The sequence below is a fragment of the Janthinobacterium violaceinigrum genome (assembly GCF_009208555.1).
In the GTDB taxonomy this organism is placed as follows: domain Bacteria; phylum Pseudomonadota; class Gammaproteobacteria; order Burkholderiales; family Burkholderiaceae_D; genus Janthinobacterium; species Janthinobacterium violaceinigrum.
On the sequence record NZ_WFLI01000009.1, the window covers coordinates 149,121 to 165,875 of the forward strand.

The 16,755-nt window shown below is 65.1% G+C and carries 12 protein-coding genes; 6 read left to right on the forward strand and 6 right to left on the reverse strand.

Annotated features, from left to right (window positions below):
* Positions 1-5 precede the first annotated feature (5 nt).
* The 4 genes from GCN75_RS10440 to GCN75_RS10455 are packed head-to-tail and all read right to left on the reverse strand — an operon-like array spanning position 6 to position 5,465.
* Positions 6-1,244, reverse strand: a complete 1,239-nt coding sequence (locus GCN75_RS10440; RefSeq protein WP_152282460.1) for an NAD(P)/FAD-dependent oxidoreductase — start codon at positions 1,242-1,244, stop codon at positions 6-8.
* Positions 1,241-1,594 (reverse strand): nitrite reductase small subunit NirD, encoded by a 354-nt coding sequence (gene nirD / locus GCN75_RS10445; protein ID WP_152282509.1) that lies wholly within the window; start codon positions 1,592-1,594, stop codon positions 1,241-1,243. Before nirD ends, GCN75_RS10440 begins: the two co-directional genes overlap by 4 nt.
* A 12-nt stretch (positions 1,595-1,606) precedes the next feature.
* Positions 1,607-4,159, reverse strand: coding sequence for a nitrite reductase large subunit NirB (gene nirB / locus GCN75_RS10450; RefSeq protein WP_152282461.1), 2,553 nt, complete (start codon positions 4,157-4,159; stop codon positions 1,607-1,609).
* Between the two features lie 10 nt (positions 4,160-4,169).
* Positions 4,170-5,465 carry an MFS transporter gene (locus GCN75_RS10455; protein ID WP_152282462.1) on the reverse strand — a complete coding sequence of 432 codons (1,296 nt, stop codon included), beginning with the start codon at positions 5,463-5,465 and terminating at the stop codon, positions 4,170-4,172.
* Between the two features lie 324 nt (positions 5,466-5,789).
* Between GCN75_RS10455 and GCN75_RS10460 the strand changes: the two genes are divergently transcribed.
* The gene (locus GCN75_RS10460) at positions 5,790-7,499 is read left to right on the forward strand and encodes a CehA/McbA family metallohydrolase (protein ID WP_152282463.1); all 1,710 of its coding nucleotides are present in this window, start codon (positions 5,790-5,792) and stop codon (positions 7,497-7,499) included.
* On the opposite strand, the gene GCN75_RS10465 is transcribed toward GCN75_RS10460, so the two are convergent.
* The gene (locus tag GCN75_RS10465; RefSeq protein ID WP_152282464.1) at positions 7,483-8,415 is read right to left on the reverse strand and encodes a LysR family transcriptional regulator; all 933 of its coding nucleotides are present in this window, start codon (positions 8,413-8,415) and stop codon (positions 7,483-7,485) included. The two genes, GCN75_RS10460 and GCN75_RS10465, sit on opposite strands and share 17 nt — an antisense overlap.
* A gap of 128 nt (positions 8,416-8,543) precedes the next feature.
* Between GCN75_RS10465 and GCN75_RS10470 the strand changes: the two genes are divergently transcribed.
* From GCN75_RS10470 to GCN75_RS10485, 4 genes are all read left to right on the forward strand, one after another.
* The gene (locus GCN75_RS10470) at positions 8,544-8,972 is read left to right on the forward strand and encodes a RidA family protein (protein WP_152282510.1); all 429 of its coding nucleotides are present in this window, start codon (positions 8,544-8,546) and stop codon (positions 8,970-8,972) included.
* 116 nt (positions 8,973-9,088) lie between these two features.
* A complete protein-coding gene (locus GCN75_RS10475; RefSeq protein WP_152282465.1) occupies positions 9,089-9,724 on the forward strand; it encodes a hypothetical protein in 636 nt (211 codons plus the stop codon).
* A 12-nt stretch (positions 9,725-9,736) separates the two neighbouring features.
* On the forward strand, positions 9,737-10,396 hold the full coding sequence (locus GCN75_RS10480) for a hypothetical protein (protein WP_152282466.1): 660 nt from the start codon (positions 9,737-9,739) through the stop codon (positions 10,394-10,396).
* A gap of 179 nt (positions 10,397-10,575) precedes the next feature.
* The gene (locus GCN75_RS10485; protein WP_152282467.1) at positions 10,576-12,681 is read left to right on the forward strand and encodes a prolyl oligopeptidase family serine peptidase; all 2,106 of its coding nucleotides are present in this window, start codon (positions 10,576-10,578) and stop codon (positions 12,679-12,681) included.
* A 71-nt stretch (positions 12,682-12,752) separates the two neighbouring features.
* Here GCN75_RS10485 and GCN75_RS10490 read toward each other — a convergent pair whose 3' ends face one another.
* Entirely contained in the window at positions 12,753-13,376 is a 624-nt protein-coding gene (locus GCN75_RS10490) for a glutathione S-transferase family protein (RefSeq protein ID WP_152282468.1), read from the reverse strand.
* A gap of 253 nt (positions 13,377-13,629) precedes the next feature.
* Here GCN75_RS10490 and GCN75_RS10495 point away from each other — a divergent pair, with 253 nt between their 5' ends.
* Positions 13,630-16,335 carry a M1 family metallopeptidase gene (locus tag GCN75_RS10495; RefSeq protein ID WP_152282469.1) on the forward strand — a complete coding sequence of 902 codons (2,706 nt, stop codon included), beginning with the start codon at positions 13,630-13,632 and terminating at the stop codon, positions 16,333-16,335.
* Positions 16,336-16,755 lie beyond the last annotated feature (420 nt).

Genomic DNA, 16,755 nt, shown 5'->3' on the forward strand with positions numbered 1-16,755 from the left:
TCCAGTCAGGCGGCCTGGCCGCACAGGGCCTGGCCAAACAGAAGGTGGGAACGCAGCGCGCCGATGTCGCGGCGCTGCTGGATCAGGTCGAAATACCAGGGCCCGTCCTGCACGTCGCCATACAGCACGGCGCCCACCAGGCGGCTGCCCTGCACCACCAGGCGCTTGTAGACGCCCCGGCGCGGGTCGCGCAGCACCAGGTCTTCGCTGCCCTCGCCGCCGAGGATGTCGCCGGCCGAATACAGGTCGATGCCCGTCACCTTCAATTTGGTGGCGCTGGCCTGCTGCACGTAGCGCCGGTGTCCCGCGCCGGCCAGGTGCGCGCCGCACACGCGCGCCTGCTCCCAGATGGGCGCGACCAGGCCGAAGGTGGCGCGCCGGTGCTGCACGCATTCGCCCACGGCGTACACGCGCGGATCGTAGCTTTGCAGGCAGTCGTCGACGACGATGGCCCGTTCGCAGTGCAGGCCCGCCGCTTGCGCCAGCCCGATGTTGGGGCGCACGCCGGCCGTCATCACCACCAGGTCGGCGGGAATGCTGCTGCCGTCCGCAAACTGCACGCCTTCCACGCGGGTGCCGCCCAGAATGGCGGACGTTTGCGCCTGCATCAGGAAACGCAGGCCGCGCGCTTCCAGCGCCGTTTTCAGCAGCATCGAGGCCGGGGCGTCCAGCTGCTGGTTCATCAGGGCGCCGCTCATGTGCACCACGGTGACGTCCATGCCCTGGCGCTGCAGGCCGTTGGCCGCTTCCAGGCCCAGCAGGCCGCCGCCGATGACCACCGCGTGGCGGTGTGTGCGCGCCGCCTGCAGCATGGTGTCGACGTCGCTGATATCGCGAAAGCCGATCACGCCCGGCAGCTGGTGGCCCGGCACGGGCACGATGAACGGCGTAGACCCCGTCGCCAGCAGCAGGCGGTCGTAGCGCACCGCGATGCCCGATAGCGCTTGTACCGTGCGCGCCTGCCGGTCGATGCGCACGACGGGGTCGCCCGCGTGCAGGGTGATGCCGTGCTGCGCATACCAGTCGCGCGTGTGCAGCATGATGTCGTCGACCGTCTTTTCGCCCGCCAGCACGGGCGACAGCAGGATGCGGTTGTAGTTGCCGTGCGGCTCGGCGCCGAACACGGTGATGTCATACAGGTCCGGCGCGAGTTTCAGCAGCTCTTCCACCGTGCGCATGCCGGCCATGCCGTTGCCGACCACCACCAGCGAAGGACGCGCAGTGGCCCTGACTGGCGTGTTCACAGCGCCACCCACACCATGTCGGCAAACACGCGCGCGGGCCAGGCGGCCACGGAGTGCTCGGGCGCTTCGATGCACTCGCCGCTGGCCAGGTCGAAATGCTGCTTGTAGATGGGCGAGGCGACGACGACGCGCTCGCCGATGCTGCCCACGAGGCCCCGCGACAGCACGGAAGCGCCCGCGTTCGGGTCGACATTGTCGATGGCGTACACGCGCGGCGACGCATCGCCGACGCGGAACACGGCCACGTGGCGCCCGCCGATCAGCGCGCACACGCCCGTGTCGGGCACGATGTCGCTCAAGGGGCAGATGGCCACCCAGTTGTCGGCGGTGGCGCCGGACAGTTCATTCATCGCATTCATGCTTCAAGCCTCCACGGCAAGGATGGGGATCACGGTGCTGCGGCGTTCCATCTCTGTGGCAGGGCGGATCTGGCCCCGCTCTTCGACGAACACCACGTTGTCATCGTGCTTGTCGCTGTTGACGAAATGACGGAAACGCTGGCGCACGGCGGGGTCCGTGACGGCTGCCTGCCATTCGCAGGCATAGGTGTCGACCACGTGCTGCATGTCCGCTTCCAGCTCGTGCGCGATCCCCAGGCGGTCGTCGACGATGACGCGCTTGAGGTAATCGAGGCCCCCTTCCAGGTTGTCGCGCCACACGCTGGTGCGCTGCAGGCGGTCGGCCGTGCGCACGTAGAACATCAGGAAGCGGTCGACATAGCGCACCAGGGTGGCTTCATCGAGGTCCGATGCGATCAGTTCCGCGTGGCGCGGCTTCATGCCGCCATTGCCGCACACGTACAGGTTCCAGCCCTTTTCCGTGGCGATCAGGCCCACGTCCTTGCCCTGCGCCTCGGCGCATTCACGCGTGCAGCCGGACACCCCGAACTTGATCTTGTGCGGCGTGCGCAAGCCCTTGTAGCGGTTTTCCAGCTGAATCGCAAAACCCACGCTGTCGGCCACGCCGTAGCGGCACCAGGTGGAGCCGACGCACGATTTGACCGTGCGCAGCGACTTGCCGTAGGCGTGGCCCGATTCGAAGCCGGCCGCGATCAGCTCTTCCCAGATGGCCGGCAACTGCTCGACGCGCGCGCCGAACAGGTCCACCCGCTGGCCGCCCGTGATCTTGGTATATAAACCGTATTTTTTCGCCACCATGCCCACGGCGATCAAGCCGTCGGCCGTCACCTCGCCGCCCGGCATGCGGGGTACCACCGAGTACGTGCCATCCTTCTGGATATTGCCGAGGAAGTAATCGTTACTGTCCTGCAGGCTCGCATGCACGGGCGAGAGGATGAAATCGTTCCAGCACGAGGCGAGGATATTCGCCGCCACGGGCTTGCACACGTCGCAACCGAGGCCCTGTCCATGCGCGGACAGCAGCGCGCCGAAGCTGCGGATCTTGCCCACGCGGACCAGGTGGTGCAGCTCCTGGCGCGAGTAGGCAAAGTGCTCGCACACGTGGTTGTTGACTGCCAGGCCCTGCTTCTGCATTTCCGCCTTCATGATCTGCGTCACCAGCGGCACGCAGCCGCCGCAGGCCGTGCCGGCTTTCGTGCAGGATTTTAATGCGCCGATGCTGGTGGCGCCATCGGCGACGGCCGCGCACAGCGCGCCTTTCGACACGTCGTTGCACGAGCAGATCTGCGCCGACGCGGGCAAGGCATCCACGCCCAGGCCCGCTCTTTGCTGGCCGTCCGCCTGCGGCAGGATCAGGAACTCGGGCGATGCCGGCAGCTCGATTTTATTCAGCATCATCTGCAAGAGCGTGCCGTACTCGCTGGCGTCGCCTACCATCACACCGCCCAGCAGATACTTGCCGCAATCGGAAACGACGATCTTCTTGTAGATCTGCTTGCGCTCGTCCATGAACTGGTAGGAGCGGCTACCCGGCGCATTGCCGTGCGGGTCGCCCAGGCTGGCCACGTCCACGCCCATCAGTTTCAATTTGGTGCTCATGTCGGCGCCCTTGAACGACGCTTCGCCCTCTTCCTGCAGCATGTGGCGCGCCGCGATGCGGGCCATTTCGTAGCCGGGCGCCACCAGGCCGAACACGAGGCCGCCCCACAGCGCGCATTCGCCGATCGCATAGATATCGGGGTCGGACGTGACGCAGCTGTCGTCGATGGCGATGCCGCCGCGCGGCCCCACGTCCAGGCCGCAGGCGCGCGCCAGCTCGTCGCGGGGGCGGATGCCGGCCGAAAAGACGATCATGTCCGCTTCCAGGTGGCTGCCGTCGGCAAACTGCATGCGGTGCGTGGCCGCTTCGCCGTCGACGATGGCCAGGGTATTTTTTTGCGTGTGCACGGTCACGCCCAGTTCCTCGATCTTGCGGCGCAGGACGCGCGCGCCGCCCTCGTCCACCTGCACGGCCATCAGGCGCGGCGCGAATTCCACCACGTGGGTGTCGAGCTTCAGGTCGCGCAAGGCTTTCGCGCATTCGAGACCCAGCAGTCCCCCGCCGATCACCACGCCCGTGGCGGACTTGGCGCCCCAGGCCAGCATGGCTTCCAGGTCTTCGATGGTGCGGTAGACGAAGCAGCCGTCGCGGTCCTTGCCCGGCAGCGGCGGCACGAACGGCGTGGAGCCGGTGGCGAACACCAGCTTGTCGTAGGCGAGGATTTCTCCCGTGCTGGCCGTGACAGTCTTCGCCGCGCGGTCGATGGACACGGCGCGCGCATTGAGCTTCAGCACGAGGTTGTCCTTGTCAAAGAAGCCGGGCGCCACCAAGGAGAGGTCCTCGGCCGATTTGCCGCTGAAAAATTCGGACAGGTGCACCCTGTCGTAGGCAGGACGGGGCTCTTCGCACAGCACCGTCACGGACAGGCGCGTGTTGTGCTCCAGCGCCAGCCGTTCGAGGAATTTATGTCCGACCATGCCATGGCCCAGCACGACGATGTTCAGGGGATGGTTCATTGCTGTCTCCTCAGGCCGCGGCCATGTTCGGTTCGGCCGCTTCGCGCGTAAAACGCACGGCGATGGCGCACAGGGCCGAGATCACCACCAGCGCGCTGAGGATGGTCAATGTCTGGCGGATGTCGCCCGTGCCCTTCATCAGGAAGCCCGCCGCCACGGCGCCCACGTTGCCGCCCGCGCCGATGATGCCGGCCACACCGCCCAGGGCACGGCTGTCGATGAAGGGCACCAGCGCGTAAGTGGCGCCGCAAGCCATGTGGGTGAACAGGCCGAAGACCAGCATGGCGATGACGGCATAGGTCACGCTGTCGACTTTCGCAAACCACAGCAAGCCCACGCCTTCGCCTATCATCAGCATGAACAGCAGGGTCACGCGGCTGTTCAGATTGCCGCGCAGGGCCAATTTGTCCGACAGCCAGCCGCCCAGGGCGCGGGCAAACAGGGCCAGCAGGCCGAAGCTGCCGGCGGCCAGGCCCGCCGATTTCAGCGACAGGCCGAAATGGTCGACGTAATACACGGCGGCGATGTTGTGGATGAAGATCTCGATGCCGAAGCAGGCGCCGTAGGTGACGAACAGCAGCCACACGCGGTAGTTGGCACTGGCCGCCTTGAAGCTGCCCCAGCCGCCCTTTTTATTCCCTTCAATGGCCACGCCCGCCGCGCGCAATTCCGAGTAATTGCCTTCCGGGCAATCCTGCGTATAGCGCCAGTACAGGGCGGCCATCACCAGCATCAGCACGCCCGGCACCAGCAGGGCCACGCGCCAGCCCAGCGATTCGGATACGCCCAGCATCAGCACGGCGCCCAGCAGCAGCGGCATCAGCGCCTGCGCCGCCCCGCCGCCCGCATTGCCCCAGCCGGCGGCGGCCGCATTTGCCGTGCCCACCACGCGGGGCGCGAACATCACGGAGGTGTGATATTGGGTGATGACAAAGCTGGCACCTACGGCGCCGATGCCCAGGCGGAAGAACAGAAAGCTTTCATAGCTTTGCGAGGCAGCCACGCCCAGCACGGGGATGGCGCCCAGCAGCAGCAAGCCCGTGTAGGTCTTGCGCGGGCCGTAGCGGTCGCACAAGGGTCCCACGATCAGGCGCACGAGGATGGTGATGGCGACAGCCGCGATATTGATATTTGCCACTTGTGCCAGGGACAGGCCGAACTCGCCCTTGATGACCGGCATCAGCGGTGCGCAGGCAAACCAGGCGAAGAAACACACGAAAAATGCCATCCACGTCAGGTGGAATGCGCGCATGGGCGGCGTGGCGAGGGAGAAGAGCGCGATGCGCGTTGCTTTTTGGCTGGCCATGATAGGTTCCCGAAGTATCCCGTTGATAAAACAAAACGGCGCCCGCCCCCGCCGATGAAAAAATCAGCCAGGGCGGACGCCGTTGTCCAGGTGGTCCGTCGTTGGACCGTTGTGCGTTTATTCAGGGGATCGCCGTTGATCCGTCTCTTCTGTTTAGCAAGTGCCGTGCCAGCTTCTTCGCCGGGCACGCAGCGCCATTCGCACCGGCTTTGCGCCAGATCATGGCCAATCACGGTGCAAGCACGCCACTTGCTGGTGCATGCGGGAACCGGCACGTGGCATGTCTTGTCTAACTACCATCTGAAGCAGGTGCGGGAGGCCACGATGCTCAAGACATTGCGCCGCCGATTGTGGAAACACGCGCCACCGTGGCCGCCATGGCTCGCTTGCGTGTGCGCTGGCGTGTTGCTCATTACGTGGAGCAATACTGCCGCCGCGCAAGAGCCGAAGGAACACAGCGAACTCGATGCCACCGTCGTTGCGCCCTTCCGCGCCGCGCCCGGCGAGCGGAGCACGCAGGCGCGCACCTTTCTGGTCCGCCTCGCCTACCCCGACGAGGGCCGCCCCCATGCGGTGCGCTGGACCGTGACCCTGTCCGGCCCGGGGACGCAAGGCGCCGTGCTGCGGCGCTGGTCGGGCACGGCGCAGGTGGGAGCGGGCGGCCAGCGCATCAGCTTGCCCTGGGATGGCCGCGCCGACGCCGATGCGCGCGAACGGCGCGTGCGGGTGCCGGACGGCCTGTACCAGCTGCGCCTGGTGGCCGTGGCGGACGCGCAGACGCCGCAGCCAGCGCTGGTGGAACAGCAATGGCCGATCCAGGTACTGCGGGGCCGCGGCACGGCGCCTGACGTGCCCGCCTTCCAGGCGGGCCTGCAGCAACTGCCCAGCCTGGATGGCCAGGCAGACTACCGCATCGTCTACGCCAACCTGCACAGCCAGACGCGCCACAGCGACGGCGGCGCACCGCTCGATGCCTGCCATGGCGCGCAAGACCCGCAAACGGGGCTCTACGGCCCCATCGATGCCTATCTTTATGCGCAGCAACATGGGCTCGATGCCCTGATGACGTCCGAGCACAACCATATGTATGACGGTTCCGACGGCACCAACGGCGCTGCCGTGCCGGCCGAAGCAAAGGCCCTGTACCAGACGGGGCTGGCCGAAGCGGCTGCGTATTCGGCTGCCCATCCCGGCTTCCTGGCCCTGTACGGCATGGAATGGGGCGTCATCAACCAGGGCGGCCACCTGAACATCTTCAATAGCGAGCAGTTGCTGGGCTGGGAAAGAAATGCCCAAGGCGAGCTGCTGGCCGATGTGGAAACGCCGAAGAGCGATTACGCGGGCCTGTATACGCTGATGCGCGAACGGGGCTGGATCGGGCAATTCAACCATCCCGCCTATGCGGGCCAGTTTCTCGTCGACAGCCAGCCGCTGGGCTACACGCCGGACGGCGACGCGGCCATGGTGCTGTGCGAAGTGATGAACACGTCCGCCTTTTCCACGAACGACCAGGAAACGGAAACGCGGCGCAGCAACTACGAGGCGGCCTGCAACCGGGCCCTGGCGGCCGGCTACCACGTGGCCTTCAGCAGCAACCAGGATAACCACTGCGCCAACTGGGGCGCGGCCTACGGCAACCGCACGGCCGTGCTGGTGGCCAGCCCGGCCGCCGGCATGCCCGTGTCACGCGACAGCTTCCTCGAAGCATTGCGCGCGCGCCGCGTGTTTGCCACCATGGACAAGCATGCGCAGCTGCTGTTCACGGCCAATGGCAAGCTGATGGGCGAGCGTTTCGACAACCACGGTCCCTTGCACCTGGCCATCAGTTTCAGCAACGGCGCAGGACGGCAAGCGGCCGCCGTCGCCATCTTCCACGGCGTGCCGGGCGGCAATGGCTCCGTCACGGCCCTGTCGGACCAGGCCGAGCTCACCGTCACGCCCGTGCCCGGCCCCCATTTCTATTACGCGCGGCTGACGCAGGACGACGGCAATATCGTCTGGTCGGCGCCCGTGTGGGTCAATCAGTTGCCGTGACGGTGACCGCGGGGGCGGCATGCCGGGCCATCAGTTCGGTCACCCAGTCGATGAAGACGCGCAGTTTCTTGCTGACATGGCGATTCGGCGGATAGGCGAGATAGAGCGGCATGGCGTCGACCGTCCATGCCTGGAACAACGGCAGCAGCTCGCCCCTGGCCACGTGCTGCCGCGCCATATAATCGGGCAGCCACAGCACGCCCAGCCCCGCCACCCCGGCCGCCAGGTAGGCGTTGCCATCGTCGATCGACAGCACGTACTGGCCATGGATCTTCACGCTCTTGCCCTCGCGGTGCATGACGTACGGAAAGCCGTTGCCGCTACTTCCCCAGCGAAAGCGCACGATGCGGTGCGCGCTGTCCTGCAAGTCCAGCGGATGCAAGGGCGTGCCCACCCGTTGCAGGTAGGCAGGCGCCGCATACACGCCCAGTGGCAAGTCGGCAAGCTTGCGCGCCATCAGCGACTGGTCGGTGATGTCACCGCCGCGTATCACGCAATCGACATTGTCGCCGATCACGTCGACCATGCGGTCGCTGGCGCCCATGTCGAGCACAATATCGGGATACCGCGCATGAAACCCGGGCAGCGCCGGCACCAGCAGCAAAGCGGCGAGCGGACTGGGTACGTCCACGCGCAACTGGCCCCGTGGCAAGGCAGCGGCATGCGGCAAGCTCGTTTCGATTTCTTCCAGGGTGTCGAGCACCTGCACGATGCGCTCGTAGTAGGCGGCGCCATCGGCCGTCACATTGACCTTGCGCGTGGTGCGGTTCAGCAGCTTCAGGCGCAGCCGCGCCTCGAGCTGCTGCACCAGCTGCGTCACCGTGGTGCGGCTCATATGCAAGGTCGCGGCCGCCCGCGTAAAACTGCCCGTTTCGACCACCCGCACGAATGCCCGCATCGTATCCAACTTGTCCATCCACACCTCCACCACCCGATTGTTTGGATTATACAAATAGTGCAGACGATAATGGCCGCTTTATCAGCAGGACGGCAGCAGATAAAGTGTTCTCCAGGCAGCAACTTCGCTGCATCAACAAAGGAAAGCTGATGAAACGCGACGTCGTATTCCCTCCGGGCCGCCAAGCCCTGTATGAGCAGAACCGCTATTCGCCCGCCGTGCGCGCCAACGGCCTGCTGTTCGTGTCGGGACAGGTCGGCAGCCGCGAAGACGGTTCGCCCGAACCCGGGCTCGAAGCCCAGGTCCGGCGCGCCTTCGACAACCTGAATGCCATCTTGCAGGCGGCCGGCTGCTCGTTCGACGACGTGCAGGACGTGACCATCTTTATCGTCGACCCGCAGGCCAACTTCCAGCGCATCTGGGATATCGTGCAAGCCGATTACTGGGGCGCAGCCCCCCACCCCACCGTCACGGCCGTTGGCGTGACGTGGCTGTATGGTTTCCAGTTCGAGATCAAGGTCGTGGCCAGGCTGCCTGGCCAGCACACTGCCCCCGGCAGCGAGCAGGAAAAATAGCGGCAGCTTTTCCCTCGCACGATTGCCCGCTGCAAGGTGCGCTGGCGCTGATCTATGGCAACATGGCAGCGCCGTTTTGACCGCAGGCGGCGCAACCGACGAATGCCAGGACACGAATGAAGCCAAAAGCGCTGATCATCGCCAATATTGAAGCGTTCTTGCTGGCGCCGCTGACGGCAGCGGGCTTCAAGTTCTCGCCAGGCCAGCTGGCCTTCAAGCGCCCACGGCACGAATTCGTCCAGGCCATCCATTTCCAGGCCAACCGCCATAACGAGGAGCATGTCAGCGTGGAATTCTGGAGCCGCTATCAGGTTTCATCGAGATCCTACGCTTCGTGGCACAAGGCGCGTTACGGTCACGAACCGGCCAACCACATCGTCGGCGACACGGCGGACTGGAATATGGGGAACTGGCAATTCGCGGGCATCGCAGGCAAGCAGGACGCACATCACCAGCTCGTCGATCCTGCCCATCGGGCGACAGTCATGCATGGCCTGCGACACAATCTGCACACATTGGCCCTACCCTGGCTTGAGCGTCTTTCCAATTGGGAAAATGCCGCCTTGTGCCTGGTCGAAGCGCAGGACGCGCATGCCAGGGCCTGCGATTTTTATCTGATGGCGGGCCAGCAGGAAAAAGCCCTGTGGGCACTGAACGAGGGCCTTGCTTACTGGAAGAAAAATCCTGCGGCCTCTTTTCCCGAAGAAAAAGAAGCAATCGCTTTACGGATGGAGAAATACTTCAATGCCTAAACACGCTACGCCATGACCGACATTACTTGCCCCTACGACGGCGACTGCGGGCGCCGCTTCGACAGCAGCGCCATGGATGCCCCCGATGCTGCGTTTTTAAACACGGCCATCGGCAAGAAAATGACGTTCATGTTCCTGCACTGTCCCGCATGCTCAAGGATGTTCCAGTTCAATCCGGTCGCCTGGACGGCGCACGCTAGCGAAACGGCCGCGCCCAGGGCCGCCAGGGTGGCGAAGAAAAGCAGCAAGCAGCTGGAAAAATTGCTGGCCAGGGAACAAGTGACCGTGCCCCAGGCCTATCTCGCGCACCTCCGCAGCGCCAAGTCACGTCCCGGCGCGGCGATTTTCAAGGATGAAGAGCCCTTCACCCTGTACAGCCTGGACGCGCTGTGCCAGGAGGTGGACGTGGATGGAACCAGGTATCGGGCAGTCAGGCAGCTGGCTGGCTTTGCCCAGGCCCTGGGGCAAGCGGCGGGAAGCGGGTCGCAGCAGGCAGCCCCGTTCAGTCTTGCCGAGCTGGCGGCTTGCCTGGCCATCGGCGAGGAAAACACGCGCATCCTGTTCATCGACAGCCGCGACAACGATGCACTGTGGATCTATCACTGCGACGGCGGCGATGTCGAACCGACGCGGCTCACCCTGACCTCGCTGATCGGGCCTGGCGTATGCTGAAAGGCGCAATACGCCGCAGATTCTGCGGCCTGCCCCCATTCCAGCAAACAATATTGGAAATGTAAGTATTTTTCAAGCAGCCGTCCATAGGCACTGGTTCCCCACAGCAATCCATGGCACCATGGATGCGCCGTTTTGCCTGCAACGCGGCCTCCCACCGGACCATCAAGGAACATTACATGTCGTCATATCGCACCTTCGCCGGCAGCATGCTGCTCGGCCTGGCCGCAGCGGGCCTCGCCCATGCACAGGCACCCGCCCCTGCCGCCGCCAATACCGATCCCCACCAGTGGCTGGAAGAAGTCCTCGGCGACAAGCCGCTGGCCTGGGTCAAGCAGCACAATGCCGTCACCGTCAAGGAACTGGAAGGCCAGCCCGGCTTTTCGGCCCTGCAGGCGCGCCTGAAAACCATCCTCAATTCCAAGGAACGCATTCCCTACGTGAGCAAGGAAGGCGAGTTCTACTACAATTTCTGGCGCGATGCCCAGCACGTGCGCGGCATCTGGCGCCGCACCACCCTGGCGCAGTACCAGCTGGCCGAGCCAAGCTGGGAAACCGTGATCGACCTCGACCAGCTGGCGGCCGGCGAGAATGAAAACTGGGTCTGGGGCGGCGCCTCCTGCCTGTATCCGAAGGGCGAACGCTGCCTCATTTCCCTGTCGCGCGGCGGCGGCGACGCCAAGGTGGTACGCGAATACGACGTGGCCAAACGCGCCTTTGTCGACGGCGGCTTTACCCTGCCCGAAGCGAAGGGCAGCGCCAGCTGGATCGACCAGGACACCCTGTTCGTCTCCACCGATTTCGGCCCCGGCTCGATGACCAGCTCCGGCTACCCGCGCATCATCAAACAGTGGCAGCGCGGCACGCCGCTGGCGCAGGCGACGACGCTGTATGAAGCCAAGGCCGACGACCTGAGCGCGGGCGCCTACAAGGATTTCACGCCCGGCCACGAACACCAGTTCATCGAGCGGCAAATCGATTTCTACAGCGGCGAAACCTTCCTGCGCGATGGCGCGAACCTGAAGAAAGTGCCGAAGCCGGACGATGCCACCGTGTTTACCGTGCGCGATCAATTGATCATCACCTTGCGCTCGGACTGGAAAGTGAACGGCAAGACCTATCTGCAAGGCTCGCTGCTGGCCACGGATTTCAAGGCCTTCATGCAGGGCAAGCAGGACCTGGAAGTGCTGTACGCGCCCACGGCCACGTCGTCGCTGGACAATGTGACGGCGACGAAATCGGCCATCCTCGTGACCACCCTGGACAAGGTCAAGAACCGCCTGACGGAACTGCGCCACGTGAACGGCAAGTGGCAGCGCCGCGCCGTCGATGCGCCCAAGCTGGGCACCCTGGCCGTCAGCGCGCTCGACCCCGTCGACTCGGACCAGTACTTCCTGACGGTGACCGACTTCCTCAACCCGACCACCCTGTACCTGGCCACGGCGCAGAGCGACAAGCGGACAAAGATCAAGTCGCTGCCCGCCTATTACGACGCGGCGCCGTACAAGGTGGAGCAGTTCGAATCGACGTCGAAGGATGGCACGAAGGTGCCGTATTTCGCCATCATGGGCAAGAAGACGAAGTTCGATGGCAGCAATCCCACCGTGCTGTATGGCTATGGTGGCTTCGAAGTGTCGCTGAAACCCAGCTACAGCGGCACCACGGGCGTGGCCTGGCTGGAAAAGGGCGGCGTGTATGTGCTGGCGAATATCCGCGGCGGCGGCGAATTCGGTCCCCGCTGGCACCAGGCGGCGTTGAAGGAAAACCGCCAGCGCGCGTATGACGATTTCATCTCCGTGGCGCAGGATCTGATCAAGCGCAAGGTCACCAGTCCACGCCACCTGGGCATCATGGGCGGCAGCAATGGCGGCCTGCTGACGGGCGCCGTGCTGGTGCAGCGCCCCGACCTGTTCAATGCCGTCGTCAGCCAGGTGCCGCTGCTCGACATGCGCCGCTATAACAAGCTGCTGGCGGGCGCCTCGTGGATGGGAGAATACGGCGACCCGGACGTGCCGGAACAATGGGCTTACATCAGCAAGTACTCGCCGTACCAGAACGTCTTCAAGGACAAGAAATATCCGCGCGTGCTGTTTACCACCTCGACGCGCGACGACCGGGTCCACCCTGGCCATGCGCGCAAGATGGTGGCCAAGATGGAAGAGCAAGGCCACGACGTGCTGTACTGGGAAAACACGGAAGGCGGCCATGCGGGCGCCGCCAACAACGACCAGCAGGCGCTGATGTGGGCGCTGACCTACACCTTCCTGCTGGAGCAGCTGAAGTAAAACGGGCCTGACGGCCCCTGCAAGCGAGAACGCCTGCACCGGACTCCGGCGCAGGCGTTCTGCTTTTGGCGTTACTTTATCTGCGCGCTGGGGCGCTCGGCAATCCGGTCGCGGTAAGCCTGCAAATGCGCCAGTCCCTCCGCACCGGGACGGTATTTCATCAGGCCACGGACAAATTCCAGCGCGCAGAAGGCCGTGATGTCGGCAATCGTAAACCGTTCGCCCGCGACGTAGGGCTGGTGCGCCAGCACCTGGTCCAGCCATTGCGCCGTCTCGCGCATCTTGCCTGCCTGCGCCAGGGCGAAGTCGGGAAACTGGGGGTTTTCCAGCGCCACCAGGGCCGGATGGCCATGGCGCACCCAGTTGGCGGCGCCGCTGAACAAATGCAGTTCCACGCGGCGGTCGGCCATTTCGATGAAGGCGCGCTCCTCGAAACCCTCGCCCATCAGGTTAGGCTGCGGCTGCAAGCCTTCCAGGTAGGTGCAGATGGCGCGCGTCTCGGTCAGCACGCGTCCGTCCGCCAGTTCCAGCACGGGCACGCGGCCCAGCGGGTTTTTCGTCAGGAAGGCGGGGTCGCGGTGCTGGCCCGCCATCAGGTCGAGCGCCACTTCCTCGATGCCGGTGATGCCCTTTTCGGCGATGAACATGGTGACGCGGCGCGGATTGGGCGTACGGGGGCTGATATACAGTTTCATGTGCATGGGTCTCGTCTCGTCTATGGGGTGGACAATCAGCTGCGGGACTGGCCTGCGGCAGGACAGTCAGGCGCCCATCATACCAGCGCACCGCCATGGTGCGGCGTCCATGGCGCGTTGACTTTGCCCCCGTTTCCACTTAGATTGCTGTACGGGAACGCTGGCCTACAGCTCCAGCGATGTCCCGCTACCGCCATGACGCTCGCAGCCTACCCGGCTGGCGGGCGTTTTATCCATGAACCAAGGGCATACCATGCATCGCACACCGACTCCGCGTTTCCGCCGCAGCCAACTGGCCGCCGCCGTCCTGGCACTGACTGCCGTCGCCGCCTTCAACACGGGCCACGCCGCGCCCGCCGCCAAATACGCTTCGGCCAGCCATGCCGCCAGCACCACCACGCAGCTGCCGCGCGGCGTCACGCCCTTGCACTACATCCTGTCGATCACGCCGGACGCCGCCGCCTCCACCTTCAAGGGCGAGGCCTCCATCAAGATCGCCGTCGACACGCCGACCGCCAGCATCACCTTCAATGCCCTGAACCTGGCGTTTGCCGCCGCCGCGATCGAAGGCGCGGGCGGCAGCAAGCAGGTGGCGCGCAAGATCGATTTCGATGCGGACAAGCAGACGGCCACCGTGCATTTCGCGCAGCCCGTGGCCAAGGGCGAGTACCTGCTGCGCATCGACTACAGCGGCAAGATCGGCACGCAGGCCACGGGCCTGTTCTCGCTCGACTACGACACGCCCGAAGGCCGCCAGCGCGCGCTGTACACGCAATTCGAAAACTCGGATGCGCGCAGCATGCTGCCGTCATGGGATGAACCTGACTACAAGGCCACGTTCGCGCTGGACGTGGTCGTGCCGAGCAACCAGATGGCCGTCGGCAACATGCCCATCGTCCGCAGCGAAGAGCTGGGCAACGGCAAGAAGCACGTGTATTTCGCCACCACGCCGCGCATGTCGACCTACTTGCTGTTCTTCGGCCTGGGCGACTTCGAACGGGCGACAAAGATGGCCGACGGCACGGAAATCGGCGTCATCACCAAGCGCGGCGCGCTGGCGCAAAGCCGCTTCGCGCTCGATGAATCGGCCGCCCTGCTGCGCGAATACAACGACTACTTCGGCGTGCGCTATCCGCTGCCCAAGCTCGACAACATCGCCGCGCCGGGCCGCAGCCAGTTCTTCGGCGCCATGGAAAACTGGGGCGCCGTGTTCACCTTCGAATACGGCCTGCTGCTCGACCCGGCCATCTCGACCCAGTCGGACAAGGAAAACATCTACACCACCCTGTCGCATGAAATGGCGCACCAGTGGTTCGGCGACCTGGTCACCATGCGCTGGTGGGACGACCTGTGGCTCAACGAAGGCTTTGCATCGTGGATGGAAAGCCGCACCACGGAACGCCTGCACCCAGAATGGAACACGACCCTGTCCAAGGTGGGCGGACGCGAATCGGCCATGAGCCAGGATGCGCTGCGCACCACGCATCCGGTGGTGCAGCGCATCGCCACCGTGGAACAGGCCAGCCAGGCCTTCGACGGCATCACCTACCAGAAGGGCAAGGCCGTGATCAGCATGCTCGAAGCGTACGTGGGCGCCGACACCTGGCGCACGGCCGTGCGCAGCTACATGCGCAAGCATGCGTACGGCAATACGGTGTCCGACGACCTGTGGCGCGAAGTCGACGCGGCCGCGGGCAAGCCCGTCAGCGCCATCGCCCATGATTTCACCCTGCAGCCGGGCGTGCCCATGATCACGGTGAGCGACGCCGTGTGCCGCAAAGGCAATACGCGCGTGACCCTGACGCAAACGGAATTTTCCAAGGACCAGCCGGACAAGACACCGCTGTCATGGAAAGTGCCCGTGATCGCGTCGACGGTCGGCAGCGACAAGCAGGCCCGCGTGCTGGTCAAAAATGGCAAGGCCACCTTGAACGTGCCCGGTTGCGGCGCCCTGCTGGTGAACGCGGGCCAGAGCGGCTACTACCGCACCCTGTACGCGCCGGCCGGCACGCGCGCGCTGGCGGGCAGCTTCGCGCACCTGGCGCCCATCGATCAGCTGGGCCTGCTGGCAGACAGCCAGTCGCTGGGCATGGCGGGCTTGCAAGACCCTGCCGCTTTCCTGGAACTGGTGAAGGCCACGCCCCTGTCGGCCGACCCGCAAGTGCTGGGCCGCGTGGCCGCCTCGCTGAACGGCCTGTATGAACAATATGCAGGCGATAGCGCGGAAAGCAAAGCGCGCCAGCAGGCCTTCGGCCGCTTTGCCATGGCGCGCCTGGCGCCGATGATGGCGCAGACGGGCTGGGAAGCGCGCGCGGGCGAAGCATCGAGCGTGGCGACCCTGCGCGGACGCCTGATTGCCATCCTCGGCGACATGGGCGAGCCGGGCGTGCTGCAGGAGGCGCGCCGCCGCTACGCGGCCAGCGAACAGGATCCGTCCGCCATGCCCGCGCCGCTGCGCCGCACCATCCTGGGCGTGGTGGCGCAGCATGCGGACGCCGCCACCTGGGAACAGCTGCACGCCAGGGCGCAGCAGGAAAAAACGCCGCTGGTCAAAAACCAGCTGTACGACCTGCTGGCCTCGACCGACGACGCGGTCCTGGCACAGCGGGCGCTGGCGCTGGCGCTAACGGATGAACCGGGCGTGACCAACAGCCCGGCCATGATCTCGCGCGTGTCGCGCACGCATCCGGAACTGGCGTTCGACTTTGCGCTGGCCCACCTGGAGCAAGTCAATGCGCGCATCGATGCCAGTTCGCGCAGCCGCTACTTCCCGCGCCTGGCAGCAGGTTCCGCGCAGCCGGAGATGATCGCCAAGCTGGAAGCATATGCACAGGCCAACCTGCCGGCCAGCGCGCGCGGCGACGCCGACAGTTCCGTGGCCGGCATCAAGTACCGCATCAAGGTGCGCGCCGAGCGCCTGCCGGCCGTCGATGCGTGGCTGGCCAAGCAGACGGGCTAAGCGCCCGCGCCCGGCGCCGCAGTACGGCGGCGCCGGGCATTCTCCGGCCCTGCACGAAAATCCGGACAAAAAAAACCGGCTTCGCAAGTCGCGGCAGCCGGTTGAAACGCTGTTTCAGAGCGCAGGGATAAAACGGGAACACATGCAAAAGTGGAAATCGTGCCGGTCATTGAGGTGTCCGGCAACCTTGCGCCCGGGGTTTCCGTGCGCCATGTATCCACTATGCCAGTCCTTCCTTCAGGCAGGCTTAGGACTTCATTAAATCCCCGGCCGTTTCCCGATTTTTCCCGTCCTTGCCCTACCCTGCCCCGCTTTGCTTGCCAACGCGGCAATGCTTCTGCCGCGCCGGCCTGTCTGGTGCCGATGGTTGAGCTCACCGGCTAAGCTGTTGAGTCATGCCTGCATCCTATCGCTCCCGGA